Raw genomic sequence first — 24,740 nt, 5'->3', positions numbered from 1 at the left:
CCCCGCGCCGCTTTGAACCCGGGCAGCACTGACGCGAGCATGGCCGGCCAGAGCTTTCGGTTCTGCCCGGGTAGGGCAGGCCACAAGGGGGAAGCGAATGCTCCGTATCCACTTCACCGATGCTGACCTCGGCCGGACCCGCGTCGCGGCCGGCCCCGATCCTCTGTGGGAAGTCTGCGCGAGCCTTCACCGGCTCCAGACACGCCACGGCCGGTGGGCCTACGCGGACTGGTATCGCACCGCCCGCACCCAACTGCACGCGTCCGGATTCAGCCGAACCCTGCGCACTCTCCTGCTGCCCCTGGTCCCGCGGGCCGCCTACTTCCCCGACTTCCTCACCCCGCCGGAGGGGGCCGAAGGACTCGACGCGGGCCTGGAAGCCATCCTGAGCACGCCACCGAGCCGTGTCCTGCACGAGGTGCGCATCCTCGACCGCACGAGCGGAGCCCCTGCCTGGGGCGTTCGCCTGGCGGAGCCGGAAATCCGCAAAGATCTGGTCCAGGCGATGCGCACCTACTACAACACGGTGATCGCCCCGCACGACGACCGCATCCAGGCCCGCATCGAAGCCGAGCGGCAAGCGCGCGCCCGGGGCGTCGTCGACCACGGAACCGAGGGGATCCTCCAAAACCTGGGGCCGGCCCTGCAATGGCGGCGCCCCATCCTGCACACGGTCTATCCGGAAGAGCGCGCCCTGCACCTCGACGGCCGGGGCCTCCTGCTGATCCCGTCCTACTTCTGCTGGGGAAACCCGGTCACCTTCGGCGACACGGCCCTGAAACCCGTGATGATCTACTCGCTCAACCATGAGCCGCACCGAGCCACCCTGCCCCAGGACTTCGGCACCGGGGCGCCCCTCGCGGCCCTCCTCGGCCGCACCCGGACCGCCGTGTTCCGAGCAACCACCGCAGGAGCCACCACCGGCGAACTCGCCCATGCCGCAGGGGTCTCGGCCTCGTCCGCCAGCCAGCACGCCACCGCTCTGCGGGACGCCGGCCTCATCGTCAGCCACCGGAACGCCCAATCCGTCCTCCACACCCTCACACCGCTGGGCGCCGCGCTTCTGCGCGCCAATACCCCGGCGCGGCAATGACCGCTGGGGCCGACGGCCGCGTCAGCGGCTGCGGGGGGACACAAGACCGGACTCGTAGGCCAGGACGACGAGTTGGGCTCGGTCTCGGGCCCGAAGCTTGTGCATCGCCCGGTTGATGTGGGTCTTCGCGGTCAGCGGGCTGATCACCATGCCGGCCGAGATCTCTTCGTTGGACAGGCCTCGCGCGACCAGGACGACGGCCTCGCGCTCGCGGTTGGTCAGTTCATCGAGGCCGGTGGCGGCTCCTGCGCTGAGCGGCTGCGCGACATAGCGATCGATGAGCATCTTGGTGATCGACGGGGCGAGCAGGGCGTCTCCGCGCGCGGCGACGCGGACAGCGTGCAGGAAGTCCTCCGGCACGATGTCCTTGACGAGGAACCCGGCGGCGCCGGCGCGCAGCGCGTTGAAGACGTTCTCGTCCAGGCCGTAGTTGGTGAGGATGACGACGTGCATCTGGGTCAGGATCGGGTCCGCTGCGACCTCACGGGTCGTCTCGATGCCGTCCATGACCGGCATCGATATGTCGACAAGGGCGAGGTCGGGCAGGTGCTCCCGGGCCAGGGCCAGGCCTTCCTTGCCGTTGGCGGCCTCGGCTACCACCTCGATGTCGTCCTCGGCGTCGAGCAGCGCGCGGAAGCCGCTGCGCAGGAGCGGCTGGTCGTCGACAAGCAGTACACGGATCATGAAATCCTCGCCACGGGGAGCTCGGCCCGGACGGTGAAGCCGCCCCCGGCACGCGGTTCCGCGCGGAGGCGGCCGCCGAGGGCGGTGACGCGCTCGCGCATGCCAAGGAGCCCGACACCGGGCACCGGGGCGGCGCCCGGCTTGGCCGTACCGTCGTCGTCGACCTGGATGGACAGGGCGTCGGGGAGGTAGCCGATGCGGACCGACGCGCTGGCGGCCGCCGCGTGGCGGGCGGTGTTGGTCAGCGACTCCTGGACGATCCGGTAAGCGGTGCGGTCCACCGCGTCCGGCACGTCATGTCGCGGGCCCTCGATCGTCAGCGTCGTCCTCAGGCCGATCCCATGGGCTCGTTGCACCAGTTCAGGGAGGTGGTCGAGCCCGTGGGTGGGAGGCTGAACGGTGTCGTCGCGCAGCGTTTCCAGCGTCGCCCGCAGCTCCCGGGTCGCCTCACGGCCGGCCACTTGGATGGCGAGAAGCGCCTCGGGCACCTGCTCACCCCGCTTGCGGGCCAGATGGACGGCGACCTCGGACTGCACCTTGACGACGGAGATCTGGTGGGTGAGCGAATCGTGCAACTCCCGTGCGATGTGCAGCCGTTCCTCCGTCGCGCGAAGCCGCGCGGTCTCCTCACGGGTGCGCTCGGCCTCATCGGCCCGCCGCTCCGCCTGCCGCAGCGCCTCACCCGCGGCACCGGCGGCGACCAGCCAGGCGATCTCGAGGACACTGCGGGCCTGTGCCAGCGCCTCGGCCGTCGCCTCGTCCGCGGGGGAGGCCAGGACGGCGAGCGGCAGAAGGACCAGCAAGGCTACGGACGTGAGTACGGTGACGAGACGGTGCCCGGCCCGCACGGCGGCGTACACCGCGAACAGATAGGCAACAGCGGGCACTTCGAAGCCCGCCGCGTTGTAGCCCGCCACGCACAGCCCCGTGACGACCAGGACGAGCAGGGGAGTCCGCCGACGGGCGATGAGCGCCAAGCCGCCGGCCACGACAAGTGCGTAGCCGAGTGCGTCGAGATCTGTGGCGGAGTGGTCCTCGGCCAGCGCGGTGACGAAGAGGGCCGCCGTCACGCCGATCGCGATCAACCAGTCCTTGGCCTGGGCCCAGACTTTGGACAGTCCTGTGGTCATACGCGCACCCTAATCGGGCCTTCTCTCAGGGGAGTCGCCCGCGGGGACGAACGATTCACTACCGCCCGCGCAGTACTTTCGCGGCATCTACTACTGCTGCTGCGCCGGGCGCGGTATACGCCTGCTGCCGGAGCAGGCTTCGCCCCGAGCCCCTACCGCGCCGGTGGTAGCGATTACTCGCAACTCCCGTACGACGACCCGTGACCCCTCCGATTCATACGCTCCTGCCTATACCTGCCAGGCAACCCGAGGGAGCCTCGATGTCCGTCCGCCGCACCCGCCACTTGCTCACCGCCACCGCAGCTGCCGTGCTCGGAGGGCTGATACTGGCCACGCCCGCAGCCGCACAGGTCTCGGTCGCCGCCGACGAGGGTGGCTCCGGACGAGGCGGCGCCATGGTCGCCATGGCGATCGCGCTGCTCAGCGTGCTCATCGGTGGGGTGGCCATGGCGCGGTCCGCAGGACGCATCGGCACCGGCAACGGCCGAGGCGGCGCCATGGTCGCCCCCGTGGTGGCTCTGATCGGCATCGTGGTCGGCGTGATGCAGCTGACCGGCTCGGACGGCGGCGTGGGCAGCGGCAACGGCCGGGGCGGGGCCGTCGTGGCTCTGGTGATCGCGCTCATAGCCATGGTCCTCAGCGGCATGGTCCTGTCCCGCGCCCGCCATGCCGACCGCGCCGGCTGACCGGGGCGAGCTCGTTGCCGGCTGTGTGCTTCAGCGCCGATCGGCGTGACCCGTGACCCTCCGGCGCACGAAGTAGGCGACCGCCCCGAGCGCCAAGACGATGGCGCCGGAGATGACCGAGGCGAGTGGGAGGCTGAGGGCGAGGAGCATGCAGCCGGTCAGGCCGATGGCGGGGACGGCGCGAGGCGGGCGGCCTTCGGAGGGTGTCAGGGTCCAGGCGGCGGCGTTGGCGACGGCGTAGTACGCGAGGACCCCGAAGGACGAGAAGCCGATCGATCCCCGCAGGTCGGCGAAGGCCACGAGGGCCACCACGGCCGCTCCGACGGCGAGTTCGGCCCGGTGGGGGACGTGGAACCGCGGGTGGACGGCCGCCAGTGCGTGCGGCAGGTGATGGTCGCGGGCCATAGCCAGCGTGGTCCGCGAGATGCCGAGGATCAGCGCGAGCAGGGAGCCGAGCGCGGCGACGGCGGCACCGACCCGCACCACCGGCGCCAGTTCGGGCACCCCCGCCGCGCGTGCCGTGTCCGTGAGCGGGGCGGAGGAATCGGCAAGGCCGCTGGGTCCGAGCACGACCAGGACGGCCACCGCGACCGCGACGTACACCGAGAGCGTGATGCCCAGGGCGAGGGGGATCGCGCGGGGGATGGTGCGCCCCGGATCACGCACCTCCTCGCCGAGGGTGGCGATGCGCGCGTACCCGGCGAAGGCGAAGAACAACAGTCCGGCAGCCTCCAACACACCACCCACGCCGGCGTCCCCGCCCAGCTCCAGGCGGCTGACATCGGCTGTGCCACTGGCGTAGGAGGCGGCCACGACCGCGGCGAGGACGGCGAGGACGAGGGCGACGATGCCGCGGGTCAGCCAGACGGTCTTCTGGATGCCCACGTAGTTGACGGCGGTCAGTGCCAGCACGGCGGCGAGCGCGACGGGCCGCTCATGACCGGGCCAGGCGTAGGCACCGATGGTGAGGGCCATGGCCGCGCAGGAGGCGGTCTTGCCGATGACGAATCCCCAGCCGGCGAGGTAGCCCCAGAACTCGCCGAGCCGTTCGCGGCCGTAGACGTAGGTCCCTCCCGAGGCGGGGTAGCGGGCCGCGAGCCGTGCTGATGAGGTGGCGTTGCAGTACGCGACCACCGCGGCGACGGCGAGGCCGACGAGCAGCCCCGAGCCCGCGGCGCGGGCAGCCGGAGCGAACGCGGCGAAGATCCCCGCCCCGATCATCGATCCGAGGCCGATCACCACGGCGTCGCCCACCCCGAACCGTCGCAGCAGCCGAGGAGCGCCCGCTGCGGAGGGCGGAGAGCTCATGGGTGTCTCCTCGGCAGGGGAAGGGCTGGTGGGGAAGACGTCTGGTCTGGCAGGGACACGATATTTTGCCGTGCCGGGATGCGATGTGCCGGGTCGGTCGGCCCCCCTTCCCGGACTGAGGAGCTGAGGAGTTGGGGAGCTGCCTATCCGAAGTGAAGGAGCGCAGTGGCGGGGCAGCAGGGCGGTGCGTGCTGGGGATGCAGGTGCAAGTGCAGGCTGTGTTCGTTGCGCATGATCACTTGTTCGACGGGGTCGCTGATCGCGACCAGGCCGAGGCTGCCCTGTGCGGTCTCCAGCGCATGCCGCAGACCGAGAAGCATGTAGAGGCTGCCGTTGTCACACCAGGCGACGTCGCTCGCGTCCAGGTGTAAATGCCGGTGACCATCCTCCACGTGGGTGATGGCCAGATCGCACAGCATGTTGACGCTGAGCACATCGAGTTCACCGGCGAGTTCGAAGGTGAGCGTGCCACTGCCGTCCGTGGCCGCCAGAACCCGCACCCTCAGCCGTGGCGGGTCAGCCTCGGGCCAGGTGCGAGTGGAACCTTTCCGCATGATCTGCCTTGCGTAGTGGGGCCAAACCTGGGGGCTTCACCCAGCGCTCGTACCGGTGGCAGAGCGCATGGCGGGAGCGGTTTCATCGGCGAGAGGAAGTGTCAGCCGCTGGTGGTTGGTCGGGTGTCTGCGACCCGGGGCCGGGGGCGGAAGAAGCGGTCAGGATCTCGCGCGTCGGTCGTTCCCGGCCGAATAGTCGGCTTGCGGATATGTGAAGTGGGTTTCCGGCCATCACATGCCGGTTTCCGGTGCAGTTTACTCACGGTGCCGGGGGCAGGGAATCTACTCGGGCGGAGGAAAGGTCCGCAGCGCAAAGCGCTCGCAGGCGGAATCGAATACGTGTCGAGGCGTGTACGGCAATGGCTCGCACAACCGGCAAGTATTCGCACGGACAGGCGATTTCGCTTTCCGTGCCGCCGCTTTGACGCCCGCCCGCTGGGCCGCCTCGCCGCCTGGTCGCCTCCCCGCCCAGAAGGTGAGTTGCCCAGTGTCCGTGTGGCCCAGTGTCGGAGTGACCCAGTGGTCGGCCCGGATAATTCACGGGCGATGCAGCCGCCGTCCGTCCTATCGTGACCGCTGCCGCCCTCATCCGGGGCGGCTCGATCGGAGAGGCGGCAGAGTGCCGGACGCGTACGAGGCCATGCTGGACGCCGAATTGAGCAAGGCGTTCGATGTGTGGTCGGGGTATCTGGACGCCCGGACGGGGGAGGACCCCCAGGTTCGTGCCCGACTGCGCTCCATGCTGGACTCGGCCCGCGCTTCGTCTACGGAAGGCGACCTCGCCGCCGCACGCGCCCTGGTGGCGAACATGTACGACGACGCCTGCGAAGCCGCCCTTCCCTGGGCTCCTCCACGGCCCCGCCCCTGTGAGGAGGACCGGCAGACGCGCGACTATGCAAAGGACACGCTGAGGCAGGTGCTTCCTTTGGGCCTGCGGGATCGCCTCGACCACGTTGCCCTCTTCCTCAGCGTCACGGGACGTCATCTCCAGGCCGCCCCTGACCTCGACGCGGCCACCCGCCAGGACATCCTCTACATCAGCGCCCGCGCCGCGATGGCTCTGGACCTCGCCCACCCCGCGGCGGCGCAACGCGAACTCGAACGCCTTGAGGCGATCGCACGGCGTTGTGGCGTGAAGACTTGAGGGACTGAGGGACTGAGGGACTGAGGGACTGAGGGACTGAGGGACTGAAGGCTGAGGGGCTCGGAGACGCCCGGCCGCGCCTAGGGACGCCGCCTTCGCCCCGCCACCGCGATGGCCGTACCGATCCCCGCGAGCACCAGGCCGATCCCGCCGAAGATCAGCGGCAGCAGCCACAGCGAGAGAAACCCATTGATCCGTGCGTCCTCGGGGGCGTCGGCGCGGTACAGCACCTCGACCTGCTCACCCCGGTCGTACGCCGGCGGGTTGGAACCCGCCGAACTCTGGAACGTCCTCGGCGTGCCGTCCGCCGAGGTGAACTCGACCACCGGGTACGCCGCGGGCTCGTCGCTCCTGCGCTTCTTGTGGGACGTGCCGCTGCTGTCGCTGCGCCACTCCAACGCCACCACCGTGCCTTTGGCCCGCTCGGCGTCTGCCAGGAACGAGATGGACACCCCCGCCAGGATCAATGCGACGACGGTGAACAGCGTTCCGAACGCGATCATCCCGAAGGCGACCCACCGGCGGGCGCCCCACCCATGCACCTGCAACCGCACGACATCCCTCTCACCTGCGCAAAGCAGCTTGCCAACAGCAACTCGACCAAAGGAGAGGGACGTTATCCCAGAGGGTTCCGCCGCGGTCGCCCGCCCCCCGCCCAAGGCCGTGCGGGAGGGGCCGTCGCCCGCTCCTCCTAGCTCTGCAAGGAGGAGCGCATGTGACGGAAGCGATCGAGGTTGCGGCGACGCATCCAGATGACCCAGCCGCAGAAGCCGATCAGGCCGACCGCGACGATCAGAGGAGTGGTCAACGAGCCGGTGGCCGCCCCGAGGACGAGCATGCCGACGGCGATGAGCGCCATGGAGCAGAGCCAGTACGGCAGCCACTTGCGGGCCCGCTCCAGCTGCCCCAGCTGCACGGCGACGAGGCGCCGCATGGAAGCCCGCTCCTGGGGCTCGCTCGGTACCTCGCGATGCCGGATCTTGCGGTTCAGCTCGGTGACCCCGCGCGCGTCCGTACCGGCGGCCCTGCCTGCCTTACGGCGCTGTACGGCCACGATCGTCGTCGCGACGGCGGCGAAAAGCATGCCCTGGATGATCCATACGACCGGATGTTCGTCCGAGCGGAACAGGGCGGTGATCCCCACACCCAGCACGAAGATCACGGCCGCTTGTGCGGCAAGACTGTGGTCGAGCCAGCGCTTGAAGGCGCGCATGGGACGTACCTCCTCGGAATCGACGGAAACCGCAGCCGCTACCGAGTACCCCACAGGGGCAAGTCCATGAGTTGCCAACGGGGTTGGGAGCGTACGTCCGTACCTTCCAGAGGAGCGTACGATCGTACGCATGCCGACGGACTACTTCGCTGACGACCCGCGCACCAACCTGGAACGCATGCTCGCGGGCGACCTCTACATCGCCGACGACCCGGACATCGCGCGCAGGCAACAGCACGCCATGCGGCTCGCCGCCCGCTATCAGGCCGTGTTCCTCGAGGACGCGGGCGAAGCCCGGACGGTCCTGGCCGAATTGCTCGCCTCCGTGGGTGAGGGCGTGGAAGTGCGGCCACCGCTGTACGTCGACTACGGCAGCAACATCTCCATCGGCGCCCGCACCTTCGTCAACTATCACCTCACCGCCCTGGACGTCGCCCGGATCGCCATCGGCGAGGACTGTCAGATCGGGCCCAACGTTCAACTCCTCACCCCCACCCACCCCGTGGAGCCGCAGCCGCGGCGCGACAAGCTGGAGGCCGCGCTCCCCATCACCATCGGGGACAACGTCTGGCTCGGCGGCGGTGTCATCGTCTGCCCCGGCGTGACGATCGGGGACAACAGCGTCATCGGTGCCGGTGCGGTCGTCACCAAGGACGTGCCCGCCGATGTGGTCGCCGTCGGAAATCCCGCCCGTACTGTCCGAAGCCTCTAGGGGCCGTCGCGATGGCCACCGGACATGCGGACCCCCGGCGGCGCGAGCGCATACTCGCCGCCACTCTCGACCACATCGCCGACGAAGGCGTCGCCGGTGTCTCCCACCGCAAGATCGCCGCGCGTGCCGCTGTTCCGCTCGGCTCGATGACGTACCACTTCACCGGCATCGATGACCTGCTCTGTGAAGCCTTCACGCTCTTCGCCGACCACATCGTGACTCTCTTCGAGAGGTACTTGGACCACGCCGACGGCCCCGAGCAGGCACGTGACGCCGTCACCGACCTCATCCACGCCCTCTCGGAGGGGCCTCGGCGCGACCTGATCCTCACGCAGGAGCTCTACACCCTCGCCGCTCGGCGCCCGGAGTACCGAAAGCTGACCCAGGCGTGGATGCGTGGCAGCCGGCGTCTGCTGGAACGGCACTTCGATCCGGACACCGCCCGGCAGCTCGACGCGCTCATCGAGGGCCTCACGCTGCACCGAGCCTTGGACGGCGAAAGCGCTGACGGGGACGCCGATGGCGATGGTGCGGCGCACGGTCGTGAGTTGACGCGGCAGGCTGTCGAGCGCATCACCGCCCCGCCGGACGCGGCCATCGGCATGGAGCCCCGCGAGACCCCGCGGTCAGGGCGCTGCGCGGCTGATCGCGCAGTGCCCTGACCGGCGAGAAGGGTCAGTCCTGGTGGACGACGTTCGTGCCGGGGCCGCCGGAGAGGGTGTCCTGGCCGGCGCCACCGTAGAGCTTGTCGTCGCCGCTGTTTCCGTACATCGTGTCGTTGCCGCTGTTGCCGTACAGGGTGTCGTTGCCCTTGCCGCCGTAGACGAAGTCGTCGCCGGCTCCGGCGCGGATCGTGTCGGTGCCGTCGCCGCCGGACAGGTTCTGCCTCTCCGCGCCGCCCTGGATCACGTCGTTGCCCGCGCCGCCGTCAACGGCGCTTTCGGCGCCTTCCGAGTAGATCGTGTCGTTGTGGTTGCCGCCCTGCGCGATGCTGCCGCCCGCGGCGTGGATGGTGTCGTTACCGTCACCGCCGAGGACCACTCCGGCCTCACCCACGGTCAGGTCGTCGTCGCCCGCTCCTCCGATGACGGAGTTGCCGTCGACGCCGCCGGTGTGGGTCGCGGTGTCCTTGCCGGCTCCCAGGTCCGCCGAGGCGAAGTAGTACGTCTCGTCGGTGGTGTTGTCGTAGGCGAAGGTGTCGTCGCCGTCACCGAGGGCCAACTTCAAGGTGGCGTACGGGTCCTGGGTCTCCAGGGTGGCGACCGTGCAGGAGACCTTGGTGCGGTCCGCGCTGTCGGGATAGGAGCAGCCTTCGCCCGCCTTGATCGCAACGGCGTCGTCGATCACATAGGTGATCTCCCCGGAACCTTCGGACATGGAGGCCGTGACCGTGACCTTGTTGGTCTGTCCGGTGGCGGCGGTGTAGACGATCGCGTGATCGCTCGCGCTGAACGCGGCGGTCGCCTCCGGTGCCGCGGCAGCAGCGGTGCCCGCCAGGAGGAAGGGAGCGGCCAGCCCCGTACCGAGGGCCAGCGTCACCGCCGACGCGGTGCGGATAACCCGGCGGCGGATGAGGTGAGAGGGCATTACAAAACCTCCGTGAGGCATACGTGGTCCTTGCAATTACGTGTGACCTACGGGGTTTGAGGTTGGTTGTAATGCGGAGTGTGAGGGGTGGTCGCGCTGATTCCCAGAGTGATTTGTTCAAGTGGCCGCTGGCCAGGTCAGTTTGATTGCCCATCCGGGGCGCGACAATTCGCAGTAAGGCGCGGTTGGGAAGAAATTCATGGGGGCGGGCGAAAGGCCCCGGGCCGGGGGTGGGAGGCAGGGCCCGGGGCGCGGCTTTGCAAGAAGGTCACCGCTCGGTGTTCGGCCTGCGGTGGCGCAGGTGCAGGACGGTTCCACCGGTCAGGAGCACCGCGCCGGCGCCTGCGAGGGCGCCGACCAGGCCCGACCCTGGAGAACTCGTGGGTGATCCGGAGGCGGCGTTCTCGATGCCGGGGGCGGCGTCGGCCGCGGAGCGGGACCCTCCCGAGGAGCGGCCACCTTCGCCTCCCTGATGGGCGACATGCGTCCCGTGGGCTTGGTGTGCCGCCTCGGCCTTGGTGTTCTCCTTGCCGGCGCCGAGTGCGGTCACCGCGGCTCCGGACCGCTCGCCGCCGGTCAGTCCGGTGACCTCGCCATTGCCGCCGTCGAAGACCACGTCCGAGCAGGAGAAGAAGTTCTCCTGGCTGTCGGAGCGGATCCACTGGACGAACAGGATGTGCCTGCCGGTACGTTCAGGCAGTTGCAGGTCCCAGTAGTAGTGGCCCGCCTCGCTGCCGGGCCCGCCTTCCTGGGGCGGATTCTGTACGGTCTGCACGTTCTCCAGGTCGGACCAGCCCAGGGGTTGTTGTGGGTCGTAGCCGTCCTTGGTGACGTACACCTTGAAGGTGCCCGGGTGGTGCGCCCAGTTGCTGTAGTTCATCTCGATGGTGGAGCCGCCCGTGAGATGGGTGACAGGCCAGTCGGTACGGGTGGCGTTGTACGGGGAGAAGTCGTACGGGCTGCGGTCGCCGGCGCTGCACAGGGTGCCGTCCTCGACGTACCCCTCGCCGCGGCCGCCCGCGTTGGAGTCGAGCACCGCGAACCAGTTGTACAGCGGGGTGGTGCCCGCGTCCTGAACTGCCGCCTTGCAGGCGGGGTTTGACGGCATCTGGGTGGAGGAGTTGGCGAGAAGGTCCTTGTAGCACAGGTAGGTGCGCGACCCGGGCACCATGGCCACGCCGTGGGCGGCGGCCGTGCCCGGAACGGCGAGCACTGCCGCGGCCGCGATGCCGGTGGCGCCCGCGAGTGAGGCGAGGCGCCTGGCGCGCACCGAGCCCCGTACGCGGGAACGGAGTCGTGCTCCGGCAGGCATGGGGGAGCGGGGGATGTTCATGGGAACGTCTCCTTCGGGGGAGTTTCCGATGAGCGACTCACCCCGTGGTCGACGCCGGTCCTGAAAAGGTTGCCGCGGCGGCGGCGCCTATCGCCAGCATCGCCAACATCGGCAGCGCGAGGATCCGCACCGGGCACGGCTCAGCTCACGCGGTACCTGCCCAGCGGAGGTTCTCGGCGGAGATCCGGGTCTTGTCCAGGGCCGGGTACGCTCCGCTCGGCCCCGGGCTATCGCTGCGCGACAAGGCGGACCACGCCGACCCAGGCATCCTCGGTCTTGACGTGAGCCGCCTGGACCTCCCATCGCCCCGCCGGGATGTCGATGGGAGCCTGCTCCGGCAACTCGGGGTCGGAGGTCGTGAGTTCGGAGCCCGCGACCGCGGAATCCATGAGCACCGCCTCGCCACTCGTCTCCCAGACCCCGCAGTCCTCCCACTCCGTTCCCGGGGCCTTCATCACCTGTTCGGCGGCGGTGAGAAGTTCGGCGTCGGAGTCGGCGCTGAGCCAGCGTATGAAGGCATTGTGCTCGGGCAGGTAGCAGGTCACGGCGGGTTCGTCACCCAGCACGAGAGCACGGGCACCGTCGCTGTCCACCGGAATCACCTCGGCGTAACCGTCCACCGCGCAGGCGCGGTCGTAGTCGTCCGCGACGCCCGGGTCGTCGAGGACCTCCCCTGTTTCGGTGCAGCCGTGCCACGAGGGAAGCGCTGACACCGGCACCACGATGAGCGGGCCGCCCATCGACTTGACCCAGGTCAGCTCGGGCGATGGGCGGCGGGGGGACTTCGCGTCCCGGGAAGTGGGAGTGGCGCGTAGTAGCGAGTAGTAGTCGGCCCTCCCGTGCGTCGAGGCGAGGCGATGCCTCCTCAGGAAACCCGTACCAAGTGCACCATCGCACTCGCCCAGTCACCCTGCGGCAGCTCGGGCCGTAGCCCGTAATCGTTCAGGACCGCCGCTGAGTGCACCGCCCCCGTGCGGGTGTCGCGGTAGCGGGCTGCGGGGTCGAGGGAGGCGAGGCGCAGGGCTGGGCTCGTGGCGCCGTGGCGTGCGGAACGGCGCCAGACCAGGAGCAGGGTTTCGTCGGCGTCCGCCGCCGTGTACTGGACCGCGGACGGGGCGTCGTCGACAGGGCCGCGCGGCCGGTGGAGCGTCCCGTGCTGCACCAAGTGCCGAACGCGCTTGTACTGGGCCACCAGGTTTGCCCCCTCGGCCAGTTCGTCTTCGGACCAGCGGGTCAGATCGCCGCCGAGGCCGAGAACCCCCGCCATGGCGACATGGAAGCGGAAGCGGAGCGGCACCGACCGGGCGGTCAGCTGATTGGGGACGTCGGTCACCCACGCGGCCATCGTCCGGGCCGGGTAGATCTGTCCGTAGCCGTGCTGGATGAGGACACGGTCCGCCGCGTCGGTGTTGTCCGACGTCCACGTCTGGTCGGTGCGGGACAGCATCCCCAGGTCGACCCGGCCTCCACCGCCGCTGCACGCCTCCATCCGCAGGCCGGGGTGGTCGGCGCGGAGGCGGTCGATGATCTCGTAGAGGTGGTGGACGTACGTGGTCCAGACGCGCTCCGCGCCGTCCGCCCTGTCCGGCCAACCCGCCTCGGTGAACGGCCGGTTCATGTCCCACTTCAGGAAGTCGATCCCGTGCTCGCCCACCAGGCGGGTCAGCCAGCCGTAGGCCCACTCCGTGACGTCACGGCGGGCGAGGTTGAGAACCAGTTGGCCGCGCAGTTCGGTGCGGGTGCGGTGCGGGAAGTGCAGGACCCAGTCAGGGTGCCGGCGGTAAAGATCGCTGTCGGGGTTGACCATCTCGGGTTCCACCCACAGCCCGAAGCGCATCCCGAGCCGGTGCACCTCGTCCGCCAGGGGCGTGAGGCCGCGCGGGAAGCGGTCCGGTGACGGCGTCCAGTCGCCGAGCCCCGCGGTCTCGTCGCGGCGCGCACCGAACCAGCCGTCGTCCATGACGAAGAGCTCCGCGCCGAGCGCCCCCGCGCGAGTCGCCAGGGCCAGCTGGCTGGCCTCGTCGACATCGAACCCGGTGGCCTCCCAGGAGTTGTAGAGCACCGGTCGTATCTCGTCGGGGTGGGGCAGCACATGGGCGAGTACGTACGCGTGCCAGGCGCGGCTCGTCGCACCGAAGCCGCCGTCCGCGTACAGACCGGCGAGTCGTGGGGTGGTGAACTCCTCGCCTGGACCCAGGGGTTGGGTCATGCCCTCGTGGCCGGAGCCGCCGGTGAAGCCCGCCCGGCCGTCGGGAGTGCGCTGAACGGTGACGCGCCAACTGCCGCTCCAGGCCAGGGCCGCGCTCCATACCTGGCCGTGGTCCTCGGTGGCCTCGCCCGCGTCGAGCATCACCCAGGGGTTCGCGTGATGGCTGGTGATGCCCCTGCGGCTGGTCAGCACCGTCTCGCCGAACGGCAGACGGTCGCGACGCAGTTGGGTCTCGGCGGACCACTGGCCCGTGACGTGGCTGAGCCGGTAGTCGTCCCTGGCCGGCAGGGTCCACGCGGCGGAGTCGGCGCGCAGCAGTGTCACGGTCTCCTCGCCGGAGTTGCGCAGCACGCACCAGCGCTCGATGACGTCGCTGTCGTCGTGGACGCGGTAGTGGAGGGTGACCTCCAGGGGGTGGTGGCGGTCGCGGAACTCCAGGGCCAGTTCCGACGATCCCGGAGCGGGCTCGTGTACGCGGTGGCCCGATGCCTCCCATTCGAAGGCGCGGGTGCCGTCGGCGAAGCGCACCTGCAGCGAGGGGGTCCCGTACCGTGCCCCGCCGTCGACGGGCAGTTCCTCGCCGACCGGTGGCCGCCCCTCGAAACTGCTGGCGGGCGGGGCCGGGGCAGCGGCGAGTTCCTCTGCCTGCGCCAGGGTCAGCCGCGGCCCCCACGCGAGATGGCAGGGAGCTCCTGTTGCGTCGATGCGGAGGGCGTAGGACGTGTGCGGGGTGCGGAGCAGCCAGACGCCGGTCTCAGGGGCGAAGGAGATCACAGGCTTGGATCCTCACGTTCGGGAGCGCGTCGGGAACATGCTGCTGCCGCGGCCGGGCCGCCCGCCACCGTTATCGATCGTCCGCCAGGTTCAGCGGGCATCGCGACCCCGGCGGTACGGCGGCTTTGCCGAAACGGCACTGCCGTCGCGTGACTGAGGGAAGGCGTCACGGAATCGAGTCCGTCCTGGCCACGGAAAAGGCGCCCACGGCGAGATCTGGCACTGATGACAGGCCGTGAGGACGAGCGTCACGACTGATGGCGCTATCCCGTTGAAGCCTGTCATTAATGCCACTGGGAGGCGGTCGCGGACGCGGATAGCTTCGGCGGTGATCCCGCGACCCGGCGACGACCGGACGCGCACCGCCACCCGAAGGAACTCCATGCAGGTCATGCCGTATGTCGCACCGGTCCTGATCGGCGTCGTCTACGCCCTGGTGATGTCCCTGATCCACGAACCGCACCGGCGCCGCTTCAACGCGATCATGGTGGCCGGTGCGGGAGCGGCCTATCTCAGTGGCGGCGGTCTCGGGGGCTGGGAGTTCGTCTTCACCGGCGCCGTCACCTACTGCGCGTACCGAGGCCTGGAGTCCTGGACCTTCATCGGCATCGGCTGGCTGCTCCACACCGGATGGGACCTGGTCCACCACCTCAAGGGCACCCCGATCATCCCCTTCGCCCACGACTCGTCGCTGGGATGCGCCATCTGCGATCCCGTCATCGCGCTCTGGTGCCTGCGCGGCGGCCCCTCGCTCATCGGACTCATCCGCGGCCGGATCGCCAGGGCGCAGTGACGCAGCGACCGGCCATCAGGCCGTCTCCCGCGTGTGTCGATCCCGAGTCCCTTCGTTCGACGCAATGATGAGAGCAGGAAGACCGAGGAGGAGGACGTCATGCCGAAGGTGCGCGTTCACAACATCACTGTTTCGCTGGACGGCTTCGCCGCCGGAACCCACCAGCGCCTGGACGAACCCTTCGGGGACAACATCGAGGGGCTGCACGACTGGATGGTCGTCGCGATGCGCGACCGCGCCGAAGGCAAGACAGGGATCGACGTCGACTGCATCGAGCGCAGCGAGGAGAACATCGGCGCCACGATCATGGGCCGCAACATGTTCGGACCGCAGCGCGGGCCGTGGCAGGACGAGTCCTGGCGGGGTTGGTGGGGAGAGAACCCGCCCTACCACCACGACGTGTTCGTGCACACCCATCACCTGCGTCCCTCGCTCACGATGGAGGGTGGGACGACCTTCCACTTCACCGATGAGCCCGTCGAGACGGTCCTCGCGCGGGCTTTCGAGGCGGCGGCCGGCCGGGACGTACGCATCGGAGGCGGTTCGGCTGTCGTGCAGCAGTACCTGCGCGCACGACTGATCGACGAACTGCACCTGGTCGTCGTGCCGCTGCTGGTCGGCAGGGGGGAACGGCTGCTCGACAACGTCGCCGACGGGATCGACGGCTATCGGGTGACCGACTTGGTGAGTTCGGCTGCGGCGACCCACGCCCACCTGATCCGTCGGTGACCCGGGCCGCGAGGCCGAGGGGCAACGCGGGGGACGGTGCGGGCAGTTGCGGCACTGTGACCGATTTTGCCGGATTCCGTTACGCGCTCTCCGGGTGATCGCAATGTCGGGTGCATACGTTTATGTTCCTCCTTGTGCGGCTCGTCGCACGACGAGGAACGCGTACCGACCGACACCCAAGGGGATCACTGCCGCCATGCGAAACAACCGTCGCAGCCTTCTGCGTACCACCGCCGTCTCCGCTCTCCTCGGGTCGGTCCTGTTGATTCCCGCCACCGCCGCACTGGCCGCGGGGTCCGACCCGGAGCCCCGGCCGGCGCAGGCCGCGGCGGCTGAGCCCGTCCCCGCCGAGGCTGCCGCGGCCAAGCCCGTCGCGGCCACGCTGACGGCGAAGGCGTCCGTCTCCCACGTCCGCGCGTGGCAGGAGCTGCGTCTCACGGGCAAGGCCACCGGGCTGAAGGCCGGCAGCAAGGTGACCCTGCAGCAGAAGCAGCACGGGGCGTGGAAGGCCCTGCCTGCCGACACGGTCACCAGCAAGTCCGGGAGCTATGGCCTGCGCGTCAAGCTTGGCCTCAAGGGCAAGAACGAACTGCGCGTGGCGAGCGGCGCCACCGTCTCGCCGGTCGTCACGGTGACCGTGAGCTGACACGCGGATCCGCCGGCCCCGTGCGGGCCGGCGGATGGGGTGGGCCGGCGGGTCGTGGGGGACCGCGCGCGTCAGGCCTCGGGTGCGCGCACGACGAGCAGGTAGTAGTCCATGTGGTCGCGGCAGAAGGAGCGGTAGGGGGCCATGAGCGGATCGGTGTGGGCCAGTACCTCCTTGCCGAACCGCTCCTCGATCTCGCCGCGCCGGTCCTCGTAGAGCACGCACATGAGCTCGCCGCACAGCGCCGAGTTCGCGGTCATGTCCCGTACGGACTCCAGGTGGAAACCGGCCTGTTGGACCTCGTCGATGAGGTTGGCGAAAGGCGAGAGCGGGGGACAGGACCACATTCGGGTGAAGGCCGCCACCTCCTCCGCGGTGGGGCTGCCGCGCAGGGCGAACTCCGTGAACAGGAACCGTCCGCCCGGACGCAGCACGCGCAGCGCTTCGCGCAGCCCCGCGGGACGGTCCGAGAGGTGGGGGATGCAGTCGATGGACCACGCGGCGTCGAAGGCCCCGTCGGCGAAGTCCAGCCGCATGGCGTTGCCGTGGACGAAGTCCACCCGGTCCGCGAGGCCTTCGGCTGCTCCCCGCGCGGTGAGGCGGTCCTGGCAGCGGGCGAGTTGGCTCTTGCTGACGTTGATCCCGGTGACACGGGCGCCGGTGCGCTCGGCCAGGCGGACGGCCGGGCCTCCCGTGCCGCAGCCGATGTCCAGAAGGTGCTCGTGGGACTCCAGGCCGATGGTGTCGACGAGGAAGTCGGTCTGCCGGTCCTGGGCGAGGTCGGCCAACGCGGCCAGGGTGGTGACGGGCGGGTGCGCCCCGTGCGGCGCGTACATGCCGATGTGCAGCGCGGTCGAACCGAGCGTCATGGCGAGCATGTCGCCGAACTGGTCGTACATCGCCCCGACTTCTTCGGGGGTGGGGGCCGTCGAACCGCTTGCGCCGAGGTCTTCCACGGTCATGGTGCATCCCTTTCAGCGACGGTGGTCGGTCAAGGAAGTGCGCCCGGGATCTCATCAGCGTGAGGACCCGAGTGGACGGTGCTCGTGAAGACGGTGAGGGCGCGTACGGGGGAGGGGGCGCGAGGAGCGTGGTGCGAGGTACGCGCCGGACGCTGGGACGCTAGCACCGGCCGGGCCGCCGGTGGAGCCCCGAAAGCGCCAAGCGCCAAGCGCCGCGGGTGCACCCCCTGGGCGCCGGCCGGCTCTGGCTCAGGCGGCCGGCGCCCGGCGGCGGTCAGTCACTTTCCGGGTGCCCCGTCGGCTCGGCGGATCCCTCGGCCATGGCGTGCGCGTCGACCTGCCGTTCCACCTCGCGCGCCTCGTCGGTCAGCATCCGCAGTCTCGCCTCGGCCTGATCCGCGCGGGCCTGGAGGCGGGCGGTGTCGTCGGCGATGACCTGGCAGGCCAGCTCCATCGCTGCGTCCACGTCCTCGGCGGAACCGCGTGCGGCCAGCTCCTCCAGTGCGCCCTTGACCGCGGGGATGCCGCCGCGGGTGTGGATGTCGTTCCAGAACTCATAGTCCATCCGGGCAGTTTGCCGGATCCCGGACCGCGGGGCGAACCGCGCCCGTGCCCCCGGATCCGCCCGCGGGTCCAGTCTTCGAGACGGGTCAGGTCCGTAGCCTCCGCAGGACCTCGTGGCACGCGGATGCCGCGCTGTCGGTGGCCTCGGAGCAGAGTCGGCAGTGCTCGTGCCGCGGTGCGTGTTGGGCGCACAGCGCATGGCTCTGCTCGCAGGCGATGGCGCACGCCTCCAACTGGGCCGTCAGGAGAGCGGGATGGGTGTCCGTGCCGCGTGTCAGGACACGGCGCGTGGCGGAGGTCACGTCGGCGCAGTTCAGGTCGCGGTTGATGGCGGCCCGCAGTTCGTCGGCCTCCTTCTCGGCGAGCATGCCGACCGCGCAGGCGGTGACGGCCAGTTCGCACGCGGAGAGAGCGTTGACGGCGGTGGCCAGGGTCTGGTTGTCGAGGTGGTCGGCACGGGAGGCAAGGCTGTCGAACAACTCGCGTGTCTGGAGCATGGCGTCTCCAACGGGCGGTGTTGAGGGGTCCCGGCCCCGGGGGTTCCGGTCCTGAGGACGCCCGGTCTCTCGACGCTAGTCCTGCCCCTGCCGTGGGTGAAGGGCGCGGCGTCGACCGATCGTGGTGCACGGCGGTCCACCGGCTCACGGCTTCCCGTGCGGCTCCCCGCTCTCCATCACACCCCCGCACGTGTGGCGCGCATCACACGCCTCGCGCGCATCGCCGGGAACTCTTCCGCCCCGCCGTCCGACTCCTGCACCGGTCCACTACGGCCGAACCGCGCCACCTTCAGCCAGGAGAGCAGCTCATGTCCGCCGAACCCACACTCCTCGCCCCGGACGACGGGCAGGAGACCCAGGGGGCGCCGCCCTCCGCAGGACGGTCCGGATGGGCGTCGCTGCGTCCGCTCGTGCTGCGACTGCACTTCTACGCCGGGGTGCTCATCGCGCCCTTCCTGCTCGTCGCCGCCACCACGGGACTTCTGTACGCCTGCTCGTACCAGGCCGAGAAGATCGTGTACTCCCACGAACTGCGCGTCCCCGTCGGCGAGGACAAGACCGAGCTGCCGATCTCCCGACAGGTGGCCGCCGCCCGCAAGGCGCACCCCGAGGGCACGGTCAGCGCGGTGCGGCCCTCGCATGAGGACGGCGCCACGACCCGCGTCCTGCTGGCGGGAACCCCGGGCGTGGACGCCGATCACACCCTCGCCGTGTTCGTGAACCCCTACAACGGCGAAGTGCGCGGCGCCCTGGAGCAGTACGGCTCCACCGGCGCGCTGCCGCTGCGCACCTGGATCGACGAGCTCCACCGCGATCTGCACCTGGGCGAGACCGGCCGGCTCTACAGCGAACTCGCCGCCAGTTGGCTGTGGGTCATCGCGGGCGGCGGCCTGGTGCTGTGGTTCGCGCGGCGGCGCTCCCAGCGCAAGCTGCGCGGGACCACCGGCCGTCGCCGCACGCTCTCCCTGCACGGCTCGGTGGGCGTGTGGGCCGCCGGCGGGTTGATCTTCCTGTCGGCGACGGGGCTGACCTGGTCGGCGTACGCGGGCCAGAGCGTCAGCGACCTGCGTGAGGCCATCGGGCAGACGACACCGGCGCTGACGGCGACCGCCGGGGGCGGCGGAGAGCACGCCGGGCACGGCGGGTCGGGCTCGGGAGGCGCCGCTGACGGGGTGGGGCTCGACGCCGTCCTGAAGGCGGCCCGCGCCGAGGGGCTCTCCAACCCGGTGGAGGTCGTACCGCCCGCCGACGAGTCGTCCGCGTACGTCGTCCGGCAGATCCAGCGCAGTTGGCCCGAGAAGCAGGACTCCGTCGCGGTCGATCCCGCGAGCGGTGAGGTGACCGAAGTGCTGCGGTTCGCCGACTATCCCGTGCTCGCCAAGCTGACCCGCTGGGGCATCGACGCGCACACCGGCACGCTCTTCGGGCTCGCCAACCAGATCGCCCTTGTCGCGCTCGCCCTCTGCCTGATCCTGATGATCGTGTGGGGGTATCGCATGTGGTGGCAGCGGGGGCGCGGCAGTTCGTTCGGGCGTCCGCTGCCACGCGGGGCGTGGCGACACGTTCCGGCGTACGTCCTGGTCCCCTTGATGGCGGCCATAGCCGTGCTCGGCTACTTCGTGCCGCTGCTCGGCATCCCGCTGGCGGCGTTCCTCGCCGTGGACATCCTGCTGGGGGAGATCGCCTACCGGCGCGGCGAGCGCGACTACGCCTGAGCCGCGCTCAGTCGTGGGTGGCCGATCCGCTGAGGTGATGGTCGGCGAGGTTCAGGACCTCGTCGACCACACGGCGCAGGTGCCCGTCGGGAGGGCCGTAGACCATGCGTCGTCCTTCCTTGCGGACGGACACGAGTCCGGCGGAGCGCAGTCTGGCCAGGTGCTGGCTGACCGCCGGGCGGGCCGCGCCGCAGGCGGCTGTCAGCGTCGTGACGTCCGCCTCTCCCTTGCCCAGGGTGTGCAGCAGGGCCAGGCGGGTGCGGTCCGCCAAGAGGCCGAGGACCTCGGCCGCGTGGGTGTAGTGCTCGGCGCCCGGATCTTGCGGGTGCGCATCGTGCGCAGGTGATAGGTGCATGCGTGCGCTCATACGCACATAATGGGCTCGGGCACCTCGTGGTGTCCACTCTCCGTCCCGCGTCGGAAGGCCGTACACGTGAGTGAGCAGCACGGACACGTAGGACAGCAGCACGGACACCCGCACCCTTCGCACGAGCACCACCATGGCCACGGTCATGGTCACGGTCAGGGCGTTGTGAACCGGCCGGCTCGGTGGCGCCACAAGCTCGGCCACCTGGTGAAGCCGCACTCGCACGAGGCCGCCGACAAGGTCGACACGGCGCTGGAATCGTCCGCGCGCGGCATGCGCGCGCTGTGGATCTCGCTGGCGGTTCTGGGGGTGACGGCCGCGGCCCAGGCGGTGATCGTCGTGCTCACCGGTTCGGTCGCGCTCCTTGGCGACACCGTGCACAACGCGGCGGACGCGCTGACCGCGATCCCGCTGGGCATCGCCTTCGTCCTGGGCCGCCGGGCCGCCACCCGCCGCTTCACCTACGGATACGGACGCGCGGAGGATCTCGCGGGCATCGTCATCCTCCTGACCATCGCGGCGTCGGCGGTCTTCGCGGCCTGGGCGGCGGTGGACCGGCTGCTCAACCCCCGTACCTTGCAGCACCTTTGGGTGGTGGCCGCCGCCGCGGTCATCGGCTTCATCGGCAACGAATGGGTCGCCCGCTACCGCATCCGCGTCGGCCGCGAGATCGGCTCGGCGGCCCTGGTCGCCGACGGTCTGCATGCCCGGACGGACGGATTCACCTCGCTGGCCGTCCTGTTGAGCGCGGGCGGCGCCGCACTGGGCTGGCGGCTCGCCGACCCGGTCGTGGGCCTGCTGATCACCGCGGCGATCCTCCTGGTCCTGCGGGACGCGGCGCGCGAGGTGTTCCGCCGGGTGATGGACGCCGTGGACCCGGCCCTGGTCGACGCGGCGGAAGAGGCGCTCTTGACGGTCCCCGGCGTACGGGGCGTGGGCGAGCTCCGCCTTCGCTGGATCGGCCACAGGCTCCGGGCGGAGGTGGCGGTCGTGGTGGACGGCGAGCTGTCGGTGCGGGAGGCGCACGAGGTGGCGGTCGACGCGGAGCACGCCTTGCTGCACGCGGTCCCGAAACTGACCGCGGCACTGGTCCACGCGGACCCGGCGATGGAACCCGGGGGGTCGGATCCGCATACGGCGCTCGCGCATCACGGGGTATGAGCCGGGCGGACGGCGGACGGCGTCCGCCTGCGGTGGCGCGATCGGGCCGCGGTGCCGGGGGCGGGCCGCTCCGGCAGGTGCCTTGGCAGAGCCGTACGCCTAGTCTCTGAGATGTGCTGAGCATCGTTGATGATCTGGCCGGGTTCGGACCGCTGCGGATGTGTGCCCACGCGCAGTCGGCCGACGACCCGGATGACCTGACCGGTCTGCGCGTGCTGCTCGTCGCGGACGTGCTGGCCCGCGTCGCCGAACTGCGCGGCCGGACCGTCCTGGTCGGGTGGACCTGCCGGCCGGCAGCGGCGGCCGACGCCGCCGGCATCCGTCCGGCCGACGCCCACGGCACCGTCGACGAGCTCGCCGAAGCTCTCGGCGGCCCGCTGACCGTGCACCTCACCAGCCGTACGTACGAAGGAGCCGGTGGCCTGTCGCTGCACGTCGGCGAAGCCGTGACGCCGAAGGGCGGGGCCCCGGGGGCGGATGCGGACCAGGAGGCGGGCGGGGACGCGCTCGCCCTGCGGCTGCTCCTGCTCGGCCGCCCGCACCACGAGCCCGTCGACGTATCGAAACAGGCCGTCGATGCCGCCGGCGAGAAGCTGGCCAACTGGCGCAGTTCCGTGGCCGCTTGGGCCGATGAGCCGTCCAAGGCGATGCCCGCCGACTTCGTGGACAAGGCCCGCGTCTCCTTGGAGAACGGCCTCGACACCCCGGCCGTGCTGCGGCTCCTCGGCGCCCTGGAGACGGCCGAAGACGTGCCGGGCGGCGCCAAGTTCGAGACGTTCGCCCACCTCGACCGCGTACTCGGCCTGGAGATCGTCCGCGATGTGGGCCGTTCGCACTCCGCCGAGGTGTATCGCTGACCGGTGGCCGCGTCGAGGCATGCGCGATCATTGCGGGGTGATCTCCTCGGTCCTGCGCACCATCGAGCGACTCGTGGCCCTCGACGCCACGTCCGGGGCCACCTCCGCGCTGCCCGCCCTGCGTGAGGCCCTGCGGTGCGTCCCGGAGCTGTCCGCCGATCCCGGCAGCCTGCGTACGCAGGACAGCGACGCGCTCGCCGCCCTCGCCGAGCTGTGCGAAGTCATCGGGTGGATCCTTTTCGACGCGGGCTTCTACCGCGCGGCCCACCGGATGAACCTGCGGGCGCTGGCCCTTGCGGAGCTCTGCGGCGACCGCTGGACGGCACGGTTCGTGCTGCTGAACGACAGCATGCTCCTGGCCCACACGGGAGCGCCGCGCACCGCCCTGGAGAGCGCGGACCGTGTGCCGGGCACGCGCACGCTCCGTGCCAGGGTCAGCAGTCTCGTCCTGATCCGCCGGGCGCACGCGATCGCCATGCTCGGCGGCCACCATGCGTCCATGGACCTCATGGACCGCGCCCGCAGCCGGTTCCTGGACGGCCTCTCGCGCCACGATCCGCCCTGGGCCTGGTGGATCGACCGGACCGAGCTGCTCGGCCACCGGGGCTGGGTACTGGCCAGGCTGCACCAGTGGGACCAGGCCATCCCCCTCCTGCACGAGGCGGCCACCGCGCCCGGCCCCTCCTACCGGAGCCTCTTCACCGCGCAACTCCTGGCGGCCCTGGCGCGGGCCGGGGCATGGAGAGAGGCCGAGGACCTCATGGCCGAGCTCGCTCCGCGCGCCGCCGGCATCGGGTCCGTACGGGCGATCCAGACGCTCGGGAGGACGGCGGCTCATCTGGTGGCCCGCGGGCCCGACGCCCCCGCGTGCGTGCGTGCGGGAGGCGGCGGCATTCCTGCTGGCGGGCTTACCCACGCCGAGAACCCTCAGCCCGAACTCACCGACTGCGAAGCCCTGACGTCGACCACGAGCTTGCCGCGGACCCCGCCCGCCTCCAGCGCGCGGTGCGCCCCGGCGATGTCGGCCAGCGGGTACACCGTGTCCACGACGGGCCGGATCGCCCCGCTCTCGGTCAACCGCGTCAGTTCCGCGAGGAGTTGATGGCCGGGGTTGCCGCTGAAGAACCGCACACGTCGCGGACCGAACACCGCGGACCCGACGATGTACGAGAGTGACGCCGCCATACGACTCGGGTCGAAGGCCACCGACACCATGCGGCCGCCCGGCGCCAGCAGTCGGCGATACGTGCCCAACTCCGTGCCCACCGTGTCGAGGACGACGTCGAAGGGGCCGAGGCCGGCCGCGTCGGTGGTCGCGTAGTCGAAGGCATTGTCGGCTCCGAGGTCCCGCACGAAGTCGAGTCTCTTGGCCCCCGCGAGCGCCGTGACGTGCGCGCCGTACGCCCGCCCCAGCTGGACGGCCGCACTTCCGACGCCGCCGCTCGCGCCGCGAACCAGCAGCCGCTCGCCCGCCGCCACTTGGGCCTTGTCCCGCAGTGCCGTGATCACCGTCGTGCCGACGCCGGGCAGGGCCGCGGCCTGGACCAGGTCAAGGCCGGCCGGTGCGAGGGCCAGCTGCCGTGGCCGTACGACCACGAACTCCGCCGCGCTGCCGAAGCCTTGGGACCTCGGTAGGGCTCCCCACACCCGGTCGCCCGGCGCGAGAGCGGGCATGGGGGAGCCCAGGGCCGCCACCTCACCGGCGAAGTCGATCCCGGTGCGCTTGGGAAAGCCCCGCCCGGCGAGCCCCGTCACCAGCCGTATCCTCCCTGCCCGGCCCGTCAGCTCGCCGCCGTTCACGCTGGCGGCATGGACACGGACCAGCACCTCACCGGGGCACGCGACCGGCTTCGGCACCGTCCCTTCGTACAGCACCTCCGGAGAGCCGTACCCGTCGTACAGAGCCGCGCGCATGTCACTCATCGTTCACCTGTCGCCGTCATGGCCCTGTCCGAGGCCGTCGGATGTCACTGTCAGCGACGCTAACCCGCTAAACGGAGCGGGGCGTCCACTTGAGCTAAT

General features: G+C 70.6%; 26 protein-coding genes. 11 read left to right on the top strand and 15 right to left on the bottom strand.

What is annotated here, in order from left to right; genetic code table 11:
- Positions 1-97: 97 nt before the first annotated feature.
- A complete protein-coding gene (locus tag ACWD02_RS32830) occupies positions 98-1,093 on the top strand; it encodes an ArsR family transcriptional regulator (RefSeq protein WP_451217161.1) in 996 nt (331 codons plus the stop codon).
- A 21-nt stretch (positions 1,094-1,114) separates the two neighbouring features.
- Here the strand turns inward: ACWD02_RS32830 and ACWD02_RS32825 are convergent, their stop codons facing one another.
- Together ACWD02_RS32825 and ACWD02_RS32820 are read right to left on the bottom strand one after the other, a co-directional pair.
- Positions 1,115-1,777: a response regulator gene (locus ACWD02_RS32825; protein WP_451217158.1), complete on the bottom strand. Its 663-nt coding sequence runs from the start codon at positions 1,775-1,777 to the stop codon at positions 1,115-1,117.
- Positions 1,774-2,907 (bottom strand): sensor histidine kinase, encoded by a 1,134-nt coding sequence (locus tag ACWD02_RS32820; protein WP_451217155.1) that lies wholly within the window; start codon positions 2,905-2,907, stop codon positions 1,774-1,776. The genes ACWD02_RS32825 and ACWD02_RS32820 overlap by 4 nt, the downstream gene beginning before the upstream one ends.
- 260 nt (positions 2,908-3,167) lie before the next feature.
- Here ACWD02_RS32820 and ACWD02_RS32815 point away from each other — a divergent pair, with 260 nt between their 5' ends.
- Positions 3,168-3,593 (top strand): DUF6223 family protein, encoded by a 426-nt coding sequence (locus ACWD02_RS32815; RefSeq protein ID WP_451217152.1) that lies wholly within the window; start codon positions 3,168-3,170, stop codon positions 3,591-3,593.
- Between the two features lie 30 nt (positions 3,594-3,623).
- Here the strand turns inward: ACWD02_RS32815 and ACWD02_RS32810 are convergent, their stop codons facing one another.
- Positions 3,624-4,901 carry an APC family permease gene (locus ACWD02_RS32810; protein WP_451217149.1) on the bottom strand — a complete coding sequence of 426 codons (1,278 nt, stop codon included), beginning with the start codon at positions 4,899-4,901 and terminating at the stop codon, positions 3,624-3,626.
- A 143-nt stretch (positions 4,902-5,044) separates the two neighbouring features.
- Positions 5,045-5,455, bottom strand: a complete 411-nt coding sequence (locus ACWD02_RS32805) for an STAS domain-containing protein (RefSeq protein WP_451217147.1) — start codon at positions 5,453-5,455, stop codon at positions 5,045-5,047.
- 619 nt (positions 5,456-6,074) lie between these two features.
- Here ACWD02_RS32805 and ACWD02_RS32800 point away from each other — a divergent pair.
- On the top strand, positions 6,075-6,599 hold the full coding sequence (locus ACWD02_RS32800) for a hypothetical protein (protein WP_451217144.1): 525 nt from the start codon (positions 6,075-6,077) through the stop codon (positions 6,597-6,599).
- A gap of 80 nt (positions 6,600-6,679) precedes the next feature.
- On the opposite strand, the gene ACWD02_RS32795 is transcribed toward ACWD02_RS32800, so the two are convergent.
- Positions 6,680-7,153 carry a DUF3592 domain-containing protein gene (locus tag ACWD02_RS32795; protein WP_451217141.1) on the bottom strand — a complete coding sequence of 158 codons (474 nt, stop codon included), beginning with the start codon at positions 7,151-7,153 and terminating at the stop codon, positions 6,680-6,682.
- Between the two features lie 137 nt (positions 7,154-7,290).
- Positions 7,291-7,812: a hypothetical protein gene (locus ACWD02_RS32790; RefSeq protein ID WP_451217138.1), complete on the bottom strand. Its 522-nt coding sequence runs from the start codon at positions 7,810-7,812 to the stop codon at positions 7,291-7,293.
- A gap of 130 nt (positions 7,813-7,942) precedes the next feature.
- Here ACWD02_RS32790 and ACWD02_RS32785 point away from each other — a divergent pair, with 130 nt between their 5' ends.
- Together ACWD02_RS32785 and ACWD02_RS32780 are read left to right on the top strand one after the other, a co-directional pair.
- Entirely contained in the window at positions 7,943-8,524 is a 582-nt protein-coding gene (locus ACWD02_RS32785; protein WP_451217135.1) for a sugar O-acetyltransferase, read from the top strand.
- Between the two features lie 11 nt (positions 8,525-8,535).
- Positions 8,536-9,186: a TetR/AcrR family transcriptional regulator gene (locus ACWD02_RS32780; RefSeq protein WP_451217132.1), complete on the top strand. Its 651-nt coding sequence runs from the start codon at positions 8,536-8,538 to the stop codon at positions 9,184-9,186.
- Positions 9,187-9,199: 13 nt separating this feature from the next.
- On the opposite strand, the gene ACWD02_RS32775 is transcribed toward ACWD02_RS32780, so the two are convergent.
- The 4 genes from ACWD02_RS32775 to ACWD02_RS32760 form a co-directional block, all read right to left on the bottom strand.
- Positions 9,200-10,111, bottom strand: coding sequence for a calcium-binding protein (locus ACWD02_RS32775; protein ID WP_451217129.1), 912 nt, complete (start codon positions 10,109-10,111; stop codon positions 9,200-9,202).
- A 268-nt stretch (positions 10,112-10,379) separates the two neighbouring features.
- Entirely contained in the window at positions 10,380-11,444 is a 1,065-nt protein-coding gene (locus tag ACWD02_RS32770) for a lytic polysaccharide monooxygenase auxiliary activity family 9 protein (protein WP_451217126.1), read from the bottom strand.
- A 227-nt stretch (positions 11,445-11,671) separates the two neighbouring features.
- A complete protein-coding gene (locus ACWD02_RS32765; RefSeq protein WP_451217653.1) occupies positions 11,672-12,202 on the bottom strand; it encodes an Imm21 family immunity protein in 531 nt (176 codons plus the stop codon).
- A gap of 107 nt (positions 12,203-12,309) precedes the next feature.
- On the bottom strand, positions 12,310-14,427 hold the full coding sequence (locus tag ACWD02_RS32760) for an alpha-galactosidase (protein WP_451217123.1): 2,118 nt from the start codon (positions 14,425-14,427) through the stop codon (positions 12,310-12,312).
- 391 nt (positions 14,428-14,818) lie between these two features.
- Between ACWD02_RS32760 and ACWD02_RS32755 the strand changes: the two genes are divergently transcribed.
- The 3 genes from ACWD02_RS32755 to ACWD02_RS32745 all read left to right on the top strand — a co-directional run bounded on the left by ACWD02_RS32755 (position 14,819) and on the right by ACWD02_RS32745 (position 16,595).
- Entirely contained in the window at positions 14,819-15,220 is a 402-nt protein-coding gene (locus ACWD02_RS32755; RefSeq protein ID WP_451217120.1) for a DUF6010 family protein, read from the top strand.
- A 99-nt stretch (positions 15,221-15,319) separates the two neighbouring features.
- Positions 15,320-15,949 carry a dihydrofolate reductase family protein gene (locus tag ACWD02_RS32750; RefSeq protein WP_451217117.1) on the top strand — a complete coding sequence of 210 codons (630 nt, stop codon included), beginning with the start codon at positions 15,320-15,322 and terminating at the stop codon, positions 15,947-15,949.
- Between the two features lie 196 nt (positions 15,950-16,145).
- Positions 16,146-16,595, top strand: coding sequence for a hypothetical protein (locus ACWD02_RS32745; RefSeq protein ID WP_451217114.1), 450 nt, complete (start codon positions 16,146-16,148; stop codon positions 16,593-16,595).
- A gap of 71 nt (positions 16,596-16,666) precedes the next feature.
- On the opposite strand, the gene ACWD02_RS32740 is transcribed toward ACWD02_RS32745, so the two are convergent.
- From ACWD02_RS32740 to ACWD02_RS32730, 3 genes are all read right to left on the bottom strand, one after another.
- The gene (locus tag ACWD02_RS32740; protein WP_451217111.1) at positions 16,667-17,557 is read right to left on the bottom strand and encodes an SAM-dependent methyltransferase; all 891 of its coding nucleotides are present in this window, start codon (positions 17,555-17,557) and stop codon (positions 16,667-16,669) included.
- Between the two features lie 274 nt (positions 17,558-17,831).
- Positions 17,832-18,122, bottom strand: a complete 291-nt coding sequence (locus tag ACWD02_RS32735; protein WP_451217108.1) for a hypothetical protein — start codon at positions 18,120-18,122, stop codon at positions 17,832-17,834.
- An 85-nt stretch (positions 18,123-18,207) separates the two neighbouring features.
- The gene (locus ACWD02_RS32730) at positions 18,208-18,618 is read right to left on the bottom strand and encodes a hypothetical protein (protein ID WP_451217105.1); all 411 of its coding nucleotides are present in this window, start codon (positions 18,616-18,618) and stop codon (positions 18,208-18,210) included.
- 308 nt (positions 18,619-18,926) lie between these two features.
- Between ACWD02_RS32730 and ACWD02_RS32725 the strand changes: the two genes are divergently transcribed.
- Positions 18,927-20,333 carry a PepSY-associated TM helix domain-containing protein gene (locus tag ACWD02_RS32725; RefSeq protein WP_451217102.1) on the top strand — a complete coding sequence of 469 codons (1,407 nt, stop codon included), beginning with the start codon at positions 18,927-18,929 and terminating at the stop codon, positions 20,331-20,333.
- 7 nt (positions 20,334-20,340) lie between these two features.
- Here the strand turns inward: ACWD02_RS32725 and ACWD02_RS32720 are convergent, their stop codons facing one another.
- A complete protein-coding gene (locus ACWD02_RS32720) occupies positions 20,341-20,688 on the bottom strand; it encodes an ArsR/SmtB family transcription factor (RefSeq protein ID WP_451217099.1) in 348 nt (115 codons plus the stop codon).
- 78 nt (positions 20,689-20,766) lie between these two features.
- Here ACWD02_RS32720 and ACWD02_RS32715 point away from each other — a divergent pair, with 78 nt between their 5' ends.
- Entirely contained in the window at positions 20,767-21,861 is a 1,095-nt protein-coding gene (locus tag ACWD02_RS32715; RefSeq protein WP_451217096.1) for a cation diffusion facilitator family transporter, read from the top strand.
- Between the two features lie 113 nt (positions 21,862-21,974).
- Complete coding sequence (locus ACWD02_RS32710; protein ID WP_451217093.1) at positions 21,975-22,718, top strand: hypothetical protein; 744 nt, start codon at positions 21,975-21,977, stop codon at positions 22,716-22,718.
- A gap of 927 nt (positions 22,719-23,645) precedes the next feature.
- Here the strand turns inward: ACWD02_RS32710 and ACWD02_RS32705 are convergent.
- The gene (locus ACWD02_RS32705) at positions 23,646-24,632 is read right to left on the bottom strand and encodes an NAD(P)-dependent alcohol dehydrogenase (RefSeq protein WP_451217090.1); all 987 of its coding nucleotides are present in this window, start codon (positions 24,630-24,632) and stop codon (positions 23,646-23,648) included.
- Positions 24,633-24,740: the final 108 nt, after the last annotated feature.

It is taken from the genome of Streptomyces sp. NPDC002853, from assembly GCF_053591915.1.
The sequence above is the reverse complement of the archived record's forward strand: the minus strand, read 5'-3'. Positions and strand labels throughout refer to the sequence as shown.